This window comes from Burkholderia sp. Tr-20390 (assembly GCF_017104595.1).
GTDB lineage: Bacteria > Pseudomonadota > Gammaproteobacteria > Burkholderiales > Burkholderiaceae > Burkholderia.
Map to the genome: position 1 here is coordinate 1 of NZ_JAAGPC010000079.1, position 16,358 is coordinate 16,358.

22 protein-coding genes are annotated in these 16,358 nt (G+C 66.5%); 21 read left to right on the forward strand and 1 reads right to left on the reverse strand.

The window, feature by feature from the left end:
- Positions 1–164: 164 nt before the first annotated feature.
- From G3N98_RS21310 to tatC, 21 genes are all read left to right on the forward strand, one after another.
- Positions 165–794 carry an ABC transporter substrate-binding protein gene (locus G3N98_RS21310; RefSeq protein WP_050013177.1) on the forward strand — a complete coding sequence of 210 codons (630 nt, stop codon included), beginning with the start codon at positions 165–167 and terminating at the stop codon, positions 792–794.
- The gene (locus tag G3N98_RS21315; RefSeq protein WP_089424333.1) at positions 791–1,066 is read left to right on the forward strand and encodes an STAS domain-containing protein; all 276 of its coding nucleotides are present in this window, start codon (positions 791–793) and stop codon (positions 1,064–1,066) included. Before G3N98_RS21310 ends, G3N98_RS21315 begins: the two co-directional genes overlap by 4 nt.
- 192 nt (positions 1,067–1,258) lie before the next feature.
- Entirely contained in the window at positions 1,259–2,185 is a 927-nt protein-coding gene (locus tag G3N98_RS21320; protein WP_059522281.1) for an ABC transporter ATP-binding protein, read from the forward strand.
- Complete coding sequence (locus G3N98_RS21325) at positions 2,182–2,937, forward strand: ABC transporter permease (protein WP_089460352.1); 756 nt, start codon at positions 2,182–2,184, stop codon at positions 2,935–2,937. The genes G3N98_RS21320 and G3N98_RS21325 overlap by 4 nt, the downstream gene beginning before the upstream one ends.
- A 56-nt stretch (positions 2,938–2,993) precedes the next feature.
- Positions 2,994–3,233 (forward strand): BolA family protein, encoded by a 240-nt coding sequence (locus G3N98_RS21330; RefSeq protein WP_006477131.1) that lies wholly within the window; start codon positions 2,994–2,996, stop codon positions 3,231–3,233.
- Between the two features lie 14 nt (positions 3,234–3,247).
- Entirely contained in the window at positions 3,248–4,597 is a 1,350-nt protein-coding gene (gene murA / locus G3N98_RS21335; protein ID WP_069246963.1) for a UDP-N-acetylglucosamine 1-carboxyvinyltransferase, read from the forward strand.
- The gene (gene hisG, locus G3N98_RS21340; RefSeq protein ID WP_011350725.1) at positions 4,594–5,247 is read left to right on the forward strand and encodes an ATP phosphoribosyltransferase; all 654 of its coding nucleotides are present in this window, start codon (positions 4,594–4,596) and stop codon (positions 5,245–5,247) included. The genes murA and hisG overlap by 4 nt, the downstream gene beginning before the upstream one ends.
- A 24-nt stretch (positions 5,248–5,271) precedes the next feature.
- Positions 5,272–6,588 carry a histidinol dehydrogenase gene (hisD, locus tag G3N98_RS21345; protein ID WP_089424335.1) on the forward strand — a complete coding sequence of 439 codons (1,317 nt, stop codon included), beginning with the start codon at positions 5,272–5,274 and terminating at the stop codon, positions 6,586–6,588.
- Between the two features lie 144 nt (positions 6,589–6,732).
- Positions 6,733–7,806, forward strand: a complete 1,074-nt coding sequence (hisC, locus tag G3N98_RS21350; protein WP_175240735.1) for a histidinol-phosphate transaminase — start codon at positions 6,733–6,735, stop codon at positions 7,804–7,806.
- 65 nt (positions 7,807–7,871) lie between these two features.
- A complete protein-coding gene (hisB, locus tag G3N98_RS21355; RefSeq protein WP_011350728.1) occupies positions 7,872–8,459 on the forward strand; it encodes an imidazoleglycerol-phosphate dehydratase HisB in 588 nt (195 codons plus the stop codon).
- A 66-nt stretch (positions 8,460–8,525) separates the two neighbouring features.
- Complete coding sequence (locus G3N98_RS21360) at positions 8,526–9,146, forward strand: YchE family NAAT transporter (RefSeq protein ID WP_039366649.1); 621 nt, start codon at positions 8,526–8,528, stop codon at positions 9,144–9,146.
- The gene (hisH, locus tag G3N98_RS21365; RefSeq protein WP_089424337.1) at positions 9,143–9,784 is read left to right on the forward strand and encodes an imidazole glycerol phosphate synthase subunit HisH; all 642 of its coding nucleotides are present in this window, start codon (positions 9,143–9,145) and stop codon (positions 9,782–9,784) included. Before G3N98_RS21360 ends, hisH begins: the two co-directional genes overlap by 4 nt.
- Positions 9,785–9,948: 164 nt before the next feature.
- A complete protein-coding gene (gene hisA / locus G3N98_RS21370) occupies positions 9,949–10,704 on the forward strand; it encodes a 1-(5-phosphoribosyl)-5-[(5-phosphoribosylamino)methylideneamino]imidazole-4-carboxamide isomerase (protein ID WP_089472032.1) in 756 nt (251 codons plus the stop codon).
- A 107-nt stretch (positions 10,705–10,811) separates the two neighbouring features.
- Entirely contained in the window at positions 10,812–11,585 is a 774-nt protein-coding gene (gene hisF, locus G3N98_RS21375) for an imidazole glycerol phosphate synthase subunit HisF (protein WP_089424339.1), read from the forward strand.
- Positions 11,585–12,001 carry a phosphoribosyl-AMP cyclohydrolase gene (hisI, locus tag G3N98_RS21380; RefSeq protein ID WP_089472034.1) on the forward strand — a complete coding sequence of 139 codons (417 nt, stop codon included), beginning with the start codon at positions 11,585–11,587 and terminating at the stop codon, positions 11,999–12,001. Before hisF ends, hisI begins: the two co-directional genes overlap by 1 nt.
- Complete coding sequence (locus tag G3N98_RS21385; RefSeq protein WP_006751798.1) at positions 11,998–12,363, forward strand: phosphoribosyl-ATP diphosphatase; 366 nt, start codon at positions 11,998–12,000, stop codon at positions 12,361–12,363. Before hisI ends, G3N98_RS21385 begins: the two co-directional genes overlap by 4 nt.
- A gap of 69 nt (positions 12,364–12,432) precedes the next feature.
- A complete protein-coding gene (locus G3N98_RS21390) occupies positions 12,433–12,825 on the forward strand; it encodes a membrane protein (protein WP_011350734.1) in 393 nt (130 codons plus the stop codon).
- A gap of 31 nt (positions 12,826–12,856) precedes the next feature.
- Positions 12,857–13,222 (forward strand): histidine triad nucleotide-binding protein, encoded by a 366-nt coding sequence (locus tag G3N98_RS21395; RefSeq protein ID WP_021161851.1) that lies wholly within the window; start codon positions 12,857–12,859, stop codon positions 13,220–13,222.
- A gap of 93 nt (positions 13,223–13,315) precedes the next feature.
- Positions 13,316–13,546: a Sec-independent protein translocase subunit TatA gene (tatA, locus tag G3N98_RS21400; protein ID WP_021161850.1), complete on the forward strand. Its 231-nt coding sequence runs from the start codon at positions 13,316–13,318 to the stop codon at positions 13,544–13,546.
- 26 nt (positions 13,547–13,572) lie between these two features.
- Positions 13,573–14,103: a Sec-independent protein translocase protein TatB gene (tatB, locus tag G3N98_RS21405; protein ID WP_206149157.1), complete on the forward strand. Its 531-nt coding sequence runs from the start codon at positions 13,573–13,575 to the stop codon at positions 14,101–14,103.
- Between the two features lie 41 nt (positions 14,104–14,144).
- Complete coding sequence (gene tatC / locus G3N98_RS21410) at positions 14,145–14,933, forward strand: twin-arginine translocase subunit TatC (protein WP_046544799.1); 789 nt, start codon at positions 14,145–14,147, stop codon at positions 14,931–14,933.
- 210 nt (positions 14,934–15,143) lie between these two features.
- Here tatC and G3N98_RS21415 read toward each other — a convergent pair whose 3' ends face one another.
- Positions 15,144–16,349, reverse strand: coding sequence for a Do family serine endopeptidase (locus tag G3N98_RS21415; protein WP_089424342.1), 1,206 nt, complete (start codon positions 16,347–16,349; stop codon positions 15,144–15,146).
- Between the last annotated feature and the right edge of the window lie 9 nt (positions 16,350–16,358).

Sequence of the window (16,358 nt, forward strand, 5' to 3'; positions counted from 1 at the left end):
TGGCGCCGCCGTCGCCGGGCGGGTTCCGGTTCCCGAGCATCCGGCTGCACTGACGGATTTACATTCGTTACAGCCGGAAACGATTCAGTCGGTAGCGTATGCGAACTTGCGCGTAAGCTACCTGCTCCAACCTTCGCATCGACTCATTCATGCAGGCCACTATGATGAAAAAACTGTTCCTGATCCCCGTTTTCGCGGCGCTGTTCTCGTTCGGCAGCGCAGCCCACGCGCAAGTCGACCAGTCGAACCCGCAGGCGCTGATCAAGACGGCGACGCAGCAGGTGCTCGACGAAGTCAAGCAGCAGACGATCAAGCAGGGCGACACCAACCGCATCATCACGATCGTCAACAAGGACATCCTGCCGTACACCGATTTCCGCCGCACCACGCAGCTCGCGATGGGCCGCAACTGGCGCACGGCGACGGCCGAGCAGCAGCAACAGGTTCAGGAGCAGTTCAAGCTGCTGCTGATCCGCACGTATTCGGGTGCGCTGGCGCAGCTGAAGCCGGACCAGCAGATCCAGTACCCGCCGTTCCGTGCCGATCCGGCCGATACCGACGTCGTGGTCAAGACGGTCGCGATGAACAACGGCCAGCCGGTCCAGATCGATTACCGCCTGTACAAGACGGCGAACGGCTGGAAGGTGTATGACCTGAACGTGCTCGGCGCGTGGCTGATCCAGACGTACCAGCAGCAGTTCAACGAGAAGATCCAGCAAAGCGGCGTGGAAGGCCTGATCCAGTTCCTCACGCAGCGCAACCAGCAACTTGCCGCCGGCAAGCAAGCGTCGTGAGCGGCTTCGAAGCCGGCTCCTCGCTGACCGTCGCGAGCGCGAAGTCCGCGCTCGCGGACGGTCTTGCGCGCATCGGCGCGGGCGCGACCGCCGTCGATTGCGCGGCGCTGACGCAGTTCGATTCGTCCGCGCTCGCCGTGCTGCTCGCATGGCAACGTGCCGCCAAAGCGCGCGGTGCGACCCTCGACATCCACAATCTCCCTCCGAAGCTCGCCAGCCTCGCGCGCGCGTACGGCGTCGACGCGCTCATCGACGGCACCGGGCGACATTGACCCTGTCCGACCGGAGCCTGCCGCGCCGCCCGGCGCGCGCAAGCTTCAGGCCGCGTGCCTCCGGCACCGGCTCCCCCAGCCGGTTTGCCCTATAATCAAGCGTTTTGCGGGGCAGCCAATCGGCGTCCGGCCCCCATTTTCATACGCAGCAAGCACAGAATAGGCGTCGCGGCCCTGGCGTCGCGCACAGTCATGTCAGCCATAGAAATCCGTCACGTCAAGAAGCGCTACAAGTCGCTTCAGGCGCTCAAGGGCGTCAGCCTGTCGGTCGAGGAAGGCGAGTTTTTCGGTCTGCTCGGCCCCAACGGCGCAGGCAAGACCACGCTCATCAGTATCCTCGCCGGGCTCGCCCGGGCCGACGAAGGCAGTATCTCGGTGCGCGGTCACGACGTCGTCAAGGACTTCCGTGGCGCGCGCCGTGCACTCGGCGTCGTGCCGCAGGAACTCGTGTTCGATCCGTTCTTCACCGTCCGCGAGACGCTGCGGATCCAGTCCGGCTATTTCGGGCTGCGCCGCAACGACGACTGGATCGACGAAGTGATGGCCAATCTCGACCTCACCGAGAAGGCCGACGCGAACATGCGCGCGCTGTCGGGCGGGATGAAGCGCCGTGTGCTGGTCGCGCAGGCGCTCGTGCACCGGCCGCCCGTGATCGTGCTCGACGAACCGACCGCCGGCGTCGACGTCGAATTGCGCCAGACGCTGTGGAAATTCATCTCGCGCCTGAACCGCGAAGGCCACACGATCGTGCTGACCACCCATTACCTCGAGGAAGCCGAGTCTCTGTGCGACCGCATCGCGATGCTGCGCCGTGGCGAAGTGGTCGCGCTCGACCGCACCGACGCGCTGCTGCGCCGCTTCGCGGGGCTGCAGCTCTACCTGCGCCTCGCGACCGGCGCGCTGCCGTCCGAGCTGCGCGGGCTGGAGTCCGATCCGGCCGCCCGCGCGCCGGGCGAGCACCTGCTGCGCCTGACGAGCTACGACGATGTCGAGCGCATCCTCGCGCAATGCCGCGCGGCGGGCTGCACGTTCGACGAGATCGAGGTCCGCAAGGCCGACCTCGAAGATGTGTTCGTCCAGGTGATGAACGGGGCAGAGGTCATCGAGGGATTGGCATGAGCGGGTTTCAAACGCTGTTCTACAAGGAACTGCTGCGTTTCTGGAAAGTGTCGTTCCAGACGGTGTGCGCACCGATCGTCACGGCGCTGCTGTATCTGACGATCTTCGGCCACGCGCTGTCGGGCCGCGTCGAAGTCTATCCGGGCGTCGAGTACGTGAGCTTTCTCGTGCCGGGCCTCGTGATGATGAGCGTGCTGCAGAACGCGTTCGCGAACAGCTCGTCGTCGCTGATCCAGTCGAAGATCACCGGCAACCTCGTGTTCATGCTGCTGCCGCCGCTGTCGTACCGCGACATCTTCGGCGCGTACGTGCTCGCGTCCGTGGTGCGCGGCCTCGCCGTCGGCGCGGGCGTGTTCGTCGTGACGATCTGGTTTATCCCGATGCATTTCGCGGCGCCGCTGTTCATCATTGCGTTCGCGTTGCTCGGCTCGGCGATCCTCGGCACGCTCGGCCTGATCGCCGGGATCTGGGCCGAGAAGTTCGACCAGCTCGCCGCGTTCCAGAACTTCCTGATCATGCCGCTGACGTTCCTGTCCGGCGTGTTCTATTCGACGCACTCGCTGCCGCCCGTGTGGCGCGAGATCTCGCGTCTCAACCCGTTTTTCTACATGATCGACGGCTTCCGTTTCGGGTTCTTCGGCGCGTCCGACATCAACCCGTTCGCGAGCCTCGCGATCGTCACCGGTTTCTTCGTGCTGCTCGCGCTGATCGCGATGCGGCTGCTCGCGACCGGCTACAAACTGCGTCATTGATATCGACAGGCAGCGGCCGCCATCCGGGCGGCGCGCGCCGACAGGAGCCTTACACCATGTTGCCGACTCCCGAACAGGTCAAGCAATACATCGCCGGCGGTCTCGCCTGCACGCATCTGGAAGTCGAAGGCGACGGCCAGCATTTCTTCGCGACGATCGTGTCGGCGGCCTTCGAAGGCAAGCGGCCGATCCAGCGGCACCAGCTCGTCTATGCGGCGCTCGGCGATCGCATGAAACAGGAAATTCACGCGCTCAGCATGAAGACGCTGACGCCCGCCGAATGGCAGAACGCATAAACGGAAATCACTGAGTGCAAGTCACCGTCAACGAGCGCGACGCCGTCCAGAGCGTCGCCACGGCACACCCGGCCGCCAACGGGGAAGCGCATGGCCATGGGATGGACAAGCTCGTGATCGAAGGCGGCCACCGCCTGTCGGGCGAGATCGTCGTGTCGGGCGCGAAAAATGCCGCGCTGCCGATTCTGTGCGCGGGGCTGCTCACCGGTGACCCGGTCGATCTCGACAACGTGCCGAACCTCAAGGACGTGCGGACCACGCTGAAGGTGCTGAACCAGATGGGCGTGAAGAGCGAGACGGACGGCTGCCGCGTGCAGCTCGACGCGTCGCGCGTCGACAACCTCGTCGCGCCGTACGAGCTCGTGAAGACGATGCGCGCGTCGATCCTCGTGCTCGGGCCGCTGCTCGCGCGCTTCGGCGAGGCGAAGGTGTCGCTGCCGGGCGGCTGCGCGATCGGCGCGCGTCCGGTCGACCAGCACATCAAGGGCCTGCAGGCGATGGGCGCCGAGATCAGCATCGAGCACGGCTTCATCGAAGCCCGCGCGAAGCGCCTGAAGGGCGCGCGCATCGTGACCGACATGATCACGGTGACGGGCACGGAAAACCTGCTGATGGCCGCGACGCTCGCCGACGGCGAGACCGTGATCGAAAATGCCGCGCGCGAGCCGGAAGTGAGCGATCTCGCACACTTGCTGGTCGCGATGGGCGCGAAAATCGACGGCATCGGCACCGATCGCCTCGTGATCCAGGGCGTCGAGCGGCTGCACGGCGCGCGCCATTCGGTGATCCCCGACCGCATCGAGGCCGGCACGTTCCTGTGCGCGGTCGCGGCGGCCGGCGGCGACGTGATGCTGACGGGCGTGCGCCCGCACATCCTCGACGCGGTGATCGACAAGCTGCGCGAAGCCGGCGTGTCGATCGAGGAAGGCGACAGCTGGCTGCGCGTGAAGATGGACCGCCGCCCGTCGGCGGTGACGATCCGCACGTCGGAATACCCGGCGTTCCCGACCGACATGCAGGCGCAGTTCATGGCCCTCAATACGGTCGCGACGGGCACCGCGCAAGTCGTCGAAACCATTTTCGAGAACCGTTTCATGCACGTGCAGGAGCTGAACCGGCTCGGCGCGAACATCACGATCGACGGCAACACCGCGCTCGTGACGGGGGTCGAGAAGCTGTCGGGCGCGAACGTGATGGCGACCGACCTGCGCGCGTCGGCGAGCCTCGTGATCGCCGGGCTGCGTGCCGACGGCGAAACGCTGGTCGACCGCATCTATCACCTGGACCGCGGCTACGACCGCATGGAAGCCAAACTGACCGCCGTCGGCGCGAACGTGCGCCGCCTTTCCGGGAGCCAAGCATGACCGCGCCGCTGACCCTTGCCCTGTCGAAGGGCCGGATTTTCGAGGAAACCCTGCCGCTGCTGGCCGCGGCCGGCGTGCAGGTGACCGAGGATCCGGAAACGTCGCGCAAGCTGATCCTGCCGACGACGAACCCCGACCTGCGCGTGATCATCGTGCGCGCGAGCGACGTGCCGACCTATGTCGAATACGGCGCGGCCGATTTCGGCGTGGCCGGCAAGGACGTGCTGGTCGAGCACGGCGGCTCGGGCCTGTACCAGCCGATCGATCTGAACATTGCGCGCTGCCGGATGTCGGTGGCCGTGTCGGCCGGTTTCGACTATGCGAGCGCCGTGCGCCAGGGCGCGCGCCTGCGCGTCGCGACGAAGTACGTCGAAACCGCACGCGAACACTTTGCCGCGAAGGGCGTGCACGTCGACCTGATCAAGCTGTACGGCTCGATGGAGCTGGCGCCGCTGGTCGGGCTGGCCGACGCGATCGTCGACCTCGTCAGCTCGGGCGGCACGCTGAAGGCGAACAATCTGGTCGAGGTCGAGGAGATCATGGCGATCTCGTCGCGCCTCGTCGTGAACCAGGCTGCGCTGAAGTTGAAGCGCACGGCGCTCAAGCCGATCCTCGACGCGTTCGAACGCGCGTCGCAGAATGGCGGTTGAGCGCATCACCGTAACGGAACTCCCATGTCCATCACCATCCGCAAGCTCGATTCGACGAGCGAAGGCTTCGGCGCCGAGCTGCGCGCGCTGCTCGCATTCGAGGCGAGCGAAGACGCGGCGATCGAGCAATCGGTCGCGCAGATCCTCGCCGACGTGAAGTCGCGCGGCGATGCCGCGGTGCTCGAGTACACGAACCGCTTCGACCGGCTGAGCGCGACGAGCGTCGCCGCGCTGGAGCTGCCGCAGGACGCGCTGCAGACGGCGCTCGACGGCCTCGCGCCGAAGGCGCGCGCGGCGCTGGAAGCCGCTGCCGCGCGGGTGCGTGCGTACCACGAGAAGCAGAAGATCGAGTGCGGCACGCACAGCTGGCAATACACGGAAAGTGACGGCACGGTGCTCGGCCAGAAGATCACGCCGCTCGACCGCGTCGGCCTGTACGTGCCGGGCGGCAAGGCCGCGTATCCGTCGTCGGTGCTGATGAACGCGATTCCCGCGCGCGTCGCGGGCGTCGGCGAGATCGTGATGGTCGTGCCGACGCCGGACGGCGTGAAGAACGACCTCGTGCTCGCCGCGGCGCTGCTCGGCGGCGTCGATCGCGTGTTCACGATCGGCGGTGCGCAGGCGGTCGGCGCGCTCGCATACGGCACGGCGACGGTGCCGGCCGTCGACAAGATCTGCGGCCCCGGCAACGCGTACGTCGCGTCGGCGAAGCGCCGCGTGTTCGGCACGGTCGGCATCGACATGATCGCCGGGCCGTCGGAAATCCTCGTGCTGTGCGACGGCACGACCGACCCGAACTGGGTCGCGATGGACCTGTTCTCGCAGGCCGAGCACGACGAACTCGCGCAATCGATCCTGCTGTGCCCGGACGGTGCGTTCCTCGAGCGCGTCGCAAAGGCGATCGACGAGCTGCTGCCGTCGATGCCGCGCCAGGACGTGATCCGCGCGTCGCTCGAAGGCCGTGGCGCGCTGATCAAGGTGCGCGACATGGCCGAGGCCTGCCGGATCGCGAACGACATCGCGCCCGAGCACCTGGAAATTTCCGCGCTGGAGCCGCAGCAATGGGGCCAGCAGATCCGCCATGCGGGTGCGATCTTCCTCGGCCGCTACACGAGCGAGAGCCTCGGCGACTACTGTGCGGGCCCGAACCACGTGCTGCCGACGTCGCGCACCGCGCGCTTCTCGTCGCCGCTCGGCGTGTACGACTTCATCAAGCGCTCGAGCGTGATCGAGGTCAGCGCGGAAGGCGCGCAGACGCTCGGCGAGATCGCATCCGAACTCGCGTACGGCGAGGGGCTGCAGGCGCACGCGAAGAGCGCCGAATTCCGGATGAAGAACTGACCGCACGCTGCACGGGGCCGCGGCCGGCGCTGATGTGCCGCCCGGCCTGCCCCCGAAGGCCGGAGCGGGAGACACCAGTGCAGGGCGGCAGCCGCCGCTTTGCCTACCCATTGACGCCGGCGCGACGTACGCCGGCTTGAGACCATGACGACGCCACAAGACATCATCCGCCGCGACGTGCTCGCGATGACGAGCTACCCGGTGCCGGACGCGAGCGGGTTCGTGAAACTCGACGCGATGGAGAACCCGTACCCGCTGCCCGAACCGCTCGCCGCGGCGCTCGGGGAGCGTCTCGCGCAGGTCGCGCTGAACCGCTACCCGGCGCCGCGCCCGGCCGCGCTGCTCGACAAGCTGCGCCATGCGATGGGCGTGCCGGCCGGTTGCGACGTGCTGCTCGGCAACGGTTCGGACGAAATCATCAGCATGATGTCGATGGCCTGTGCGAAGCCGGGCGCGAAGGTGCTCGCGCCGGTGCCGGGCTTCGTGATGTACGAGCTGTCCGCGAAGCTCGCGCAGCTCGAATTCGTCGGCGTGCCGCTGAAGGCCGACCTGACGCTCGACGTCGACGCGATGCTCGCGGCGATTGCCGAGCATCGTCCGGCGCTCGTCTATCTCGCGTACCCGAACAACCCGACCGGCACGCTGTACGACGATGCCGACGTCGAACGGATCGTCGCGGCCGCACGGCACAGCCTGGTCGTGATCGACGAGGCGTACCAGCCGTTCGCCGTTCGCTCGTGGCTGCCGCGCGCCGCCGAATTCGACAACGTCGTCGTGATGCGCACGGTGTCGAAGCTCGGCCTCGCGGGCATCCGCCTCGGCTATCTGGTCGGTTCGCCCGCGTGGCTGACCGAATTCGACAAGGTGCGCCCGCCGTACAACATCAACGTGCTGACCCAGGCGACCGCCGATTTCCTGCTCGACCATCTCGATGTGCTCGACGCGCAGGCGGCCGACCTGCGAGCGGAACGCACGCGTCTCGCACGGGAAGTGGCCGCGCTGCCGGGCACGACGGTGTTCCCGAGCGCCGGCAATTTCCTGCTGGTGCGCGTGCCGGACGCGGCCGCCGTGTTCGACGCGCTGCTCACCGAGCGGGTATTGGTCAAAAACGTGAGTAAAATGCATCCGTTGCTGGCTGAATGCGTGCGGCTGACCGTCGGTTCTCCCGACGAAAACGCGCGCCTGCTGGCCGCTTTGAAACTCGCGCTGCCCGGTTGAGCCTCTGGGCGCCGCAGCGCGAAACGATCAATCCCCATTTACATCGACTCAGTCAAGGAATTGCCATGCGTGTGGCGGAAGTCGTTCGCAATACCAGCGAAACGCAGATCCGTGTGAAGCTCAATCTCGACGGCACGGGCCAGCAGAAGCTGGCCACCGGCGTGCCGTTCCTCGACCATATGCTCGACCAGATCGCTCGACACGGTCTGGTCGATCTCGAGGTTGAAGCGCATGGCGATACGCATATCGACGACCACCACACGGTCGAGGATGTCGGCATCACGCTCGGCCAGGCCGTCGCGAAGGCGATCGGCGACCGCAAGGGCATCCGCCGCTACGGCCATTCGTACGTGCCGCTCGACGAGGCGCTGTCGCGCGTCGTGATCGACTTCTCCGGCCGGCCGGGCCTCGAATTCCACGTGCCGTTCACGCGGGCGCGGATCGGCACGTTCGACGTCGACCTGTCGATCGAATTCTTCCGCGGTTTCGTGAACCACGCGGGCGTCACGCTGCACATCGACAACCTGCGCGGGATCAACGCGCACCATCAGCTCGAAACGGTGTTCAAGGCCTTCGGCCGTGCGCTGCGCGCGGCGGTGGAGCTCGACGAGCGTGCGGCGGGGCAGATCCCGTCGACGAAGGGCAGTCTCTGAACCTGAACTGACCGGACGGCGCGTCAAGGACAACCTCACGGCTTCGGCGCGCGGCGCCGGCTTGCGATGGATCTGCTCAAATCGTTCATATCGCTGCTGGCGCTGATCAATCCGGTCGGCGCGGTGCCGTTCTTCCTGAGCCTGACGGCGCAGCAGACGGATGCCGAGCGGCGGCGCACGATCCGGATCGCGTCGGTGTCGGTGTTCTGCGTGATCACGGTGACGACGCTGCTCGGGCAGCAGATCATCGACTTCTTCGGCATTTCGGTCGGGTCGCTCGAAGTGGGCGGCGGGATCATCATGCTGCTGATGGCGATCAACATGCTGAACGCGCAGATCGGCAACACGCGATCGACGCCGGAGGAGCGCCACGAGGCCGAGCTGAAGGACAACATCGCGGTCGTGCCGCTGGCGATTCCGCTGCTCACGGGCCCCGGCTCGATCAGCACGGTGATCATCTATGCGGCGAACTCGCATCACTGGTATGAGCGGGCCGGGCTGGTCGCGATCGGCGCGGTCCTGGCTTTTCTGTGTTTCGTCGCGATGCGGCTCGCCGAGCCAATCGCGAACTGGATCGGCCGCACGGGCATCAACATCGCCACGCGGCTGATGGGTCTGATGCTGTCGGCGCTGGCGGTGGAATTCATCGTCAATGGACTGAGGGCGCTACTGCCTGCACTGAGATGAAAACTTCGATTGCGATTGTGGATTATGGGATGGGCAACCTGCGCTCGGTCGCGCAGGCGCTCAAGAAGGCCGAACCGGCCGCCGACGTGGCGATCGTCGACACGCCGGCCGCGATCCGCGCGGCCGACCGTGTCGTGCTGCCCGGCCAGGGCGCGATGCCCGACTGCATGCGCAGCCTCGGCGAATCGGGCCTGCAGGAGGCCGTGATCGAGGCCTCGCGCACGAAGCCGCTGCTCGGCGTGTGCGTCGGCGAGCAGATGCTGTTCGACTGGAGCGCGGAAGGCGACACGAAGGGCCTCGGCCTGTTGCCCGGCAAGGTCGTGCGTTTCGCGCTCGACGGCCGCCTGCAGGACGACGGCTCGCGCTTCAAGGTGCCGCAGATGGGCTGGAACCGCGTGCGCCAGGCGCAGCCGCACCCGCTGTGGGACGGCGTGCCCGACGACGCGTATTTCTACTTCGTGCACAGTTATTACGTGACGCCGGACAACCCGGCGCATACGGTTGGCGAAACGGCCTACGGCGCGCCGTTTACGTCCGCGGTCGCGCGGGACAACCTCTTCGCGACCCAATTCCACCCCGAGAAAAGCGCGGAGGTCGGGTTGCGTCTGTATCGCAACTTCGTACACTGGAAACCGTAAAACGTGGTGCGCGAGCCACAGTCGATCTGGCCGAACGGCCTGTCGCACGGCGCGCTCGCGCCTAAGCGCCGAAAGAGTTGTACTAAACTAGCGAGACGGCGCGGTACCGGATTGGCCGGTACGCGCCGGATTCTTTTCTTTTTCCACGACGACACCCGATTGCTATGTTGCTGATTCCGGCCATCGACCTCAAAGACGGTCAGTGTGTGCGCCTCAAACAGGGCGATATGGACCAGGCCACGATTTTTTCCGAGGACCCGGCGGCGATGGCCCGCAAGTGGGTCGATCTCGGCGCCCGGCGGCTCCATCTCGTCGACCTGAACGGCGCGTTCGCCGGCAAGCCGAAGAATCTCGAGGCGATCGAAGCGATCCTCGACGAGGTCGGCGATGAAATTCCCGTCCAGCTCGGCGGCGGCATCCGCAGCCTCGAGACGATCGAGAAGTATCTCGACGCCGGCCTGTCCTACGTGATCATCGGTACGGCCGCCGTGAAGAACCCCGGCTTCCTGCAGGACGCGTGCACCGCGTTCTCCGGCAACATCATCGTCGGCCTGGACGCGAAGGACGGCAAGGTCGCGACCGACGGCTGGAGCAAGCTGACCGGCCACGAAGTGATCGACCTTGCGCGCAAGTTCGAGGACTACGGCGTCGAATCGATCGTCTACACGGACATCGGCCGCGACGGGATGCTGCAGGGCATCAACATCGAGGCGACCGTGAAGCTCGCGCAGGCAGTCGGCATCCCCGTGATCGCCAGCGGCGGCCTGTCGAACCTCACGGACATCGAGAACCTGTGCGAAGTCGAGGAGCACGGCGTCGAAGGCGTGATTTGCGGCCGGGCGATCTACTCCGGCGATCTCGATTTCGCGGCCGCGCAAAGGCGCGCGGACGAACTGAACGGCGAACTCGACAACGCGTAAGCGCGGCTGTCCCGCTCGCCGGGGCTGCCTGCAGGCGGCCCCGACCGGAAGCCTCGCGCGAGGCTTTCCGCAACCGGCCGTCCCATCGCGGCATTTGGCGCAACATCATGGCTCTAGCTAAACGCATCATCCCCTGCCTGGACGTGACTGCCGGGCGTGTCGTCAAGGGCGTCAACTTCGTCGAGCTGCGCGACGCCGGCGATCCTGTCGAGATCGCCCGCCGCTACGACGACCAGGGCGCCGACGAACTGACGTTCCTCGACATCACCGCGACGTCCGACCAGCGCGACCTGATCCTGCCGATCATCGAAGCCGTCGCGTCGCAGGTGTTCATTCCGCTGACCGTCGGCGGCGGCGTGCGCGCCGTCGAGGACGTGCGGCGCCTGCTGAACGCGGGCGCGGACAAGGTCAGCATGAATTCGTCGGCGGTCGCGAACCCGCAGCTCGTGCGCGACGCGGCCGACAAGTACGGCTCGCAGTGCATCGTCGTCGCGATCGACGCGAAGCGCGTGTCGGCCGACGGCGAAGCGCCGCGCTGGGAGGTCTTCACGCACGGCGGCCGCAAGAACACGGGCCTCGACGCGATCGAGTGGGCGCGCAAGATGGCCGAGCTCGGCGCGGGCGAGATCCTGCTCACGAGCATGGACCGCGACGGCACCAAGTCGGGCTTCGACCTCGCGCTCACGCGCGGCGTGTCGGACGCGGTGCCGGTGCCGGTGATCGCATCGGGCGGTGTCGGCTCGCTGCAGCACCTGGCCGACGGCATCAAGGACGGCCGCGCCGACGCGGTGCTGGCCGCGAGTATCTTCCACTACGGCGAGCACACGGTCGGCGAGGCGAAGCGCTTCATGGCCGACCAGGGCATCCCGGTGAGGCTGTGATGAATACGGAAACGAATGCATTGCCCGCGTGGCTCGACAAGGTCCGCTGGGATGACAACGGCCTCGTGCCGGTGATCGCGCAGGAGGCGTCGACGAACGACGTGCTGATGTTCGCGTGGATGAACCGCGAGGCGCTGGCGAAGACGATCGAGACGCAGCGCGCGGTCTACTATTCGCGCTCGCGCAAGCGCCTGTGGTTCAAGGGCGAGGAGTCGGGCCACGTGCAGCACGTGCACGAGGTGCGGCTCGATTGCGACGAGGACGTCGTGCTGCTGAAGGTCGAGCAGGTGTCGGGCATCGCGTGCCACACCGGCCGGCATTCGTGCTTCTTCCAGAAATTCGAAGGCACCGCCGACAGCGGCGACTGGGTCGCGGTCGAACCGGTGCTGAAAGATCCCGAACACATCTACAAATGACGCAATCGACCGAAGACACGCTGCTGCGCCTCGCGGCCGTGATCGATAGCCGCAAGGGCGGCGATCCCGACCAATCGTACGTGTCGCGCCTGTTCCACAAGGGCGACGACGCGGTGCTGAAGAAGATCGGCGAAGAGGCGACGGAAGTCGTGCTGGCCGCGAAGGACGTGCGCCAGGGCGGCGCGCCGACCGCGCTCGTCGGCGAGGTGGCCGACCTGTGGTTCCACTGCCTCGTGATGCTGTCGCATTTCGACCTGAGCCCGGCCGACGTGATCGGCGAACTCGAGCGCCGCGAAGGGCTGTCGGGGATCGAGGAGAAGGCCCTGCGCAAGCGTCGCGAGCGCGAGGAAAACGGCGGTTGACAGGCCCTTGTCGCGGGATGGCCACAGTGCGGTAAGCTGTAAGAATTGTCATCTAACGGGGGTAGCATCATGACCGATACGCCAAGCCAGTTTCCGCCGCCGTCGGTGCCGGGGGCCGCGGACGCCGAGCGCCTGAACGGGCTGCGCACGCTGACTCACGTGCTCTACGGCCTCTATGCGTTTCATTGGCTGACGGGCGGCGTCACGGGCATCATCGCGATCATCATCAACTACGTGAAGCGCGACGATGTGGCCGGCACGCCGTATGCGGCCCACTTCGAGTGGCAGATCCGCACGTTCTGGCGCGCGCTGATCGCGTATGTGATCGGGTTCGCGCTGATGTTCGTGGTGATCGGATTCGCAGTGATGTTTGTCACATGGATCTGGACGCTGTACCGTATCATCAAGGGTTGGCTGTACCTGAACGACAACAAGCCGCTCGATCCGCAGGCCTGGTTCTGACCGGCCTCGGGCGGGCGTCTGCAGGAGCAACATGAGTCACGATCCGAATTGCCTGTTCTGCAAGATCGCGGCAGGCGAGATCCCGAGCACCAAGGTGCACGAGGATGACGAATTCGTCGCGTTCCGCGACATCCGCCCGGCGGCCGAGACCCACGTGCTCGTGATTCCGCGCCAGCATCTGCCGACGCTGTCGGCGGCGAGCGAGGCCGATGCACCGATGCTCGGCCGGCTGATGCTGCTCGTGTCGCGTCTCGCCGGCCAGCTCGGCGTCGCGTATACGGGCGGCGAAACCGGTTTCCGTACGGTGATCAACACGGGCCCGGGCGGCGGGCAGGAGGTCTACCACCTGCACGCGCATATCCTGGCCGGCCCGCGCCCCTGGCAGCGGATGGGTTGACGGCGCGGGGCGTTTCCCCGCATCGATGGTCGAAGCCGGCGCGTTGCCGGCGATTTACGCCGCATCGCGGCGTGGTTGAGGAGAGGTTTCATCATGGGTGGATTGAGCATTTGGCACTGGCTGATCGTGCTGCTGATCGTCGCGCTGGTTTTCGGTACGAAGAAGCTGCGCAACATCGGCAACGACCTCGGCAGCGCCGTGAAGGGTTTCAAGGACGGCATGAAGGACGGCGAAGCGCCGGCGGACGCGCAGCAACTGCCGCGCTCGGGCTCGGTCGACGTCAACGCGAAGGAAACGACGCGTTCCGACTCGAACAAGGCGTAACGCCGGTACGCTGACAGGCATTCGCGATGCTGGATCTCGGTCTTTCGAAGATGGCGCTGATCGGCGTCGTCGCGCTCGTGGTGCTCGGCCCCGAGCGCCTGCCGCGCGTTGCGCGCACGGCAGGCGCGCTGTTCGGCCGTGCGCAGCGGTACATCAACGACGTGAAGGCCGAGGTCTCGCGCGAAATCGAACTCGACGCGCTGCGGACGATGAAGACCGATTTCGAGTCGGCCGCGCGCAATGTCGAGACGACGATTCACGACAACCTGCGTGAGCACGAGAAGGAACTGAACGACACGTGGCATTCCGCGGTCGGCGGTCTCAACGAAGCGGCGGGCGACGCCGGTTCGACGGGTTCCGATACGCCCGTCATGCCGTCGTGGCGCGGCAGTTCGGCCGCGCTCGCGCCGAAGCGCCGCAACTGGCGCGTCAAGCAGGCGGCTGCGCCTGCCTGGTACAAGCGCGCGACCACCCGCCGTACCCACGTGCAGTCGGGCGCCGCGCGTGTCGCGCGCCACCAGCCGGCCAGCCTGCGCCGGCCGACGCGCTTCTTCTGAGCCGAGCGCATGCTCGCTCGTCAATCCTACCGAGGGCCGGTGTGAGCGACCCCCAGCAGAACCCGGGCGACGCCCCGGAAGAAACCTTCATTTCCCATCTCGTCGAGCTTCGCGATCGCATCATTCGCGCGGGCGCGGCCGTGATCGTCGTGTTCCTCGGGCTCGTCTACTGGGCGCCCGACATCTTCCGGCTGCTCGCGCGGCCGCTGATGGAGAACCTGCCGAAGGACGGCAAGATGATCGTCACCGACGTCACCGGCTCGTTCTTCGTGCCGATGAAGGTCACGATGCTCGTCGCGCTCGTGATCGCGCTGCCGATCGTGCTGTACCAGATCTGGGCGTTCGTCGCGCCGGGGCTGTACCAGCACGAGAAGAAGCTCGTCGCGCCGCTCGTCGGCAGCAGCTACCTGCTGTTCCTGTGCGGGATGGCGTTCGCGTACTTCCTCGTGTTCCCGACGATCTTCCGCGTGATGGCGCACTACAACGCGCCGCTCGGCGCGGAAATGACCACCGACATCGACAACTACCTGAGCTTCGTGCTCGGGATGTTCATCGCGTTCGGGGTCACGTTCGAGGTGCCGATCGTCGTCGTGCTGCTCGTCCGGATGGGCGTGCTGTCGCTGAAGAAGCTGAAGGAGATGCGTCCGTACGTGATCGTCGGCGCGTTCGTCGTCGCGGCGGTCGTCACGCCGCCGGACGTGTTCTCGCAACTGATGCTCGCCTTGCCGCTGGTCGTGCTGTTCGAGATCGGGCTGCTGGCGGCGCGGTTCTTCGTGCCGAAGAAGCCGGCCGAGGAAGGCGAGGCGGAGAACGGCGAAGCCGCCAGTTGACGGCAGCGCGCCGGGCGGCGCGCTGCGGCCGGGCCTCCGGCGTCAGGCTTGAGCGAAACCCGGCGGCGCAGTCGGTCGGAAAGCGGAGGGCGGGGCCATCTGCCCGGCAACGACGGTCTTTCGATACAAAGCAAAAGGGCAGCCAACCGGCTGCCCTTTTTTCATTTCCGACGGTGTCCGGGCATGCGGCCGTGCGCCGCCTGCCCGACGTCACTCGGTATCGCTGTCCTGCTCGTCGAGCGCCTGCTTCGGCGGCGGCGGGCGCTTGCCGATCACCACGTTCAGGTCGAACGCCTTGCCCTTGCGCACGACGTGCACCTTGGTCGCCGTGCCGGGCTTGATTTGCGCGACGGTGTTCAGCAGCTTCGTGGTGTCGGTGATCTCGTCGCCGTTGACCGAGATCAGGATGTCGCCCGGCTTGATGCCAGCCTTGTCGGCCGGGCCGCCCTGCAGCACGCCGGCGACGATCGCGCCCGATTTTTGCGTCAGCCCGAACGACTCGGCGATCTCCGGCGTGACGTCTTGCGGCTCGACGCCGATCCAGCCGCGCGTGACCGAGCCCGTCGTGATGATGCTTTCCAGCACCGTGCGCGCGGTCGACACGGGAATCGCGAAGCCGATGCCGAGCGAGCCGCCCGAACGCGAGTAGATCGCGGTGTTGATGCCGAGCAGGTTGCCGTTCACGTCGACCAGCGCGCCGCCCGAGTTGCCGGGGTTGATCGGCGCATCGGTCTGGATGAAGTTCTCGAACGTGTTGATGCCGAGGTGGTTGCGACCCAGCGCGCTGATGATCCCCATCGTGACCGTCTGGCCGACGCCGAACGGGTTGCCGATCGCGAGCACGACGTCGCCGACCCGCGACTGGTCGGAGCGGCCGAGCGTGATCGTCGGCAGGTTCGTCATGTTGATCTTCAGCACGGCGAGATCGGTTTCGGGATCGCTGCCGATCACCTTCGCGGTGGCCGTGCGGCCGTCGGCGAGCGCGACTTCGATCTGGTCGGCGCCGTCCACGACGTGCTGGTTCGTTAGAATGTAACCTTCAGGGCTCACGATAACGCCCGAGCCAAGGTTGGCGGCCGGTTCGTCCTGCTGCTTGCGGGCGTTGCGGTCGCCGAAGAAGTAGCGGAACAGCGGATCTTTCGCGCGCGGGTCGGGCGGCAGCGAGCCGTCCTTGCTGGAGAACACGTTGACGACGGCCGGCATCGCCTTTTGCGCGGCTTCGGCGTACGACGTGGTCGCCGGTGCGCCGCCGATGCCCGGCGCGACTTCCCGCAGCGCAACGATCGGCGTGGCGAGCTGCTTGCCGAGCTGTCCTTGCCGTTGCAGCCATTGCGGCTTGAGCGTCACGACGATGAACATCAGCGCGAGCAGCACGGTAACCGCCTGCGCGAAGAACAGCCAGAAGCGTCTAAGCATCTGAATGGA

Bases quoted from the DNA above. Each gene is read 5' to 3' on its own strand.
- G3N98_RS21310 (WP_050013177.1), top strand. From the start codon at position 165: ATGAAAAAACTGTTCCTGATCCCCGTTTTCGCGGCGCTGTTCTCGTTC.
- G3N98_RS21320 (WP_059522281.1), top strand. From the start codon at position 1,259: ATGTCAGCCATAGAAATCCGTCACGTCAAGAAGCGCTACAAGTCGCTT.
- G3N98_RS21325 (WP_089460352.1), top strand. From the start codon at position 2,182: ATGAGCGGGTTTCAAACGCTGTTCTACAAGGAACTGCTGCGTTTCTGG.
- G3N98_RS21330 (WP_006477131.1), top strand. From the start codon at position 2,994: ATGTTGCCGACTCCCGAACAGGTCAAGCAATACATCGCCGGCGGTCTC.
- hisG (WP_011350725.1), top strand. From the start codon at position 4,594: ATGACCGCGCCGCTGACCCTTGCCCTGTCGAAGGGCCGGATTTTCGAG.
- hisD (WP_089424335.1), top strand. From the start codon at position 5,272: ATGTCCATCACCATCCGCAAGCTCGATTCGACGAGCGAAGGCTTCGGC.
- hisC (WP_175240735.1), top strand. From the start codon at position 6,733: ATGACGACGCCACAAGACATCATCCGCCGCGACGTGCTCGCGATGACG.
- hisB (WP_011350728.1), top strand. From the start codon at position 7,872: ATGCGTGTGGCGGAAGTCGTTCGCAATACCAGCGAAACGCAGATCCGT.
- G3N98_RS21360 (WP_039366649.1), top strand. From the start codon at position 8,526: ATGGATCTGCTCAAATCGTTCATATCGCTGCTGGCGCTGATCAATCCG.
- hisH (WP_089424337.1), top strand. From the start codon at position 9,143: ATGAAAACTTCGATTGCGATTGTGGATTATGGGATGGGCAACCTGCGC.
- hisA (WP_089472032.1), top strand. From the start codon at position 9,949: ATGTTGCTGATTCCGGCCATCGACCTCAAAGACGGTCAGTGTGTGCGC.
- hisF (WP_089424339.1), top strand. From the start codon at position 10,812: ATGGCTCTAGCTAAACGCATCATCCCCTGCCTGGACGTGACTGCCGGG.
- hisI (WP_089472034.1), top strand. From the start codon at position 11,585: ATGAATACGGAAACGAATGCATTGCCCGCGTGGCTCGACAAGGTCCGC.
- G3N98_RS21385 (WP_006751798.1), top strand. From the start codon at position 11,998: ATGACGCAATCGACCGAAGACACGCTGCTGCGCCTCGCGGCCGTGATC.
- G3N98_RS21390 (WP_011350734.1), top strand. From the start codon at position 12,433: ATGACCGATACGCCAAGCCAGTTTCCGCCGCCGTCGGTGCCGGGGGCC.
- G3N98_RS21395 (WP_021161851.1), top strand. From the start codon at position 12,857: ATGAGTCACGATCCGAATTGCCTGTTCTGCAAGATCGCGGCAGGCGAG.
- tatA (WP_021161850.1), top strand. From the start codon at position 13,316: ATGGGTGGATTGAGCATTTGGCACTGGCTGATCGTGCTGCTGATCGTC.
- tatB (WP_206149157.1), top strand. From the start codon at position 13,573: ATGCTGGATCTCGGTCTTTCGAAGATGGCGCTGATCGGCGTCGTCGCG.
- G3N98_RS21415 (WP_089424342.1), bottom strand. From the start codon at position 16,349: ATGCTTAGACGCTTCTGGCTGTTCTTCGCGCAGGCGGTTACCGTGCTG.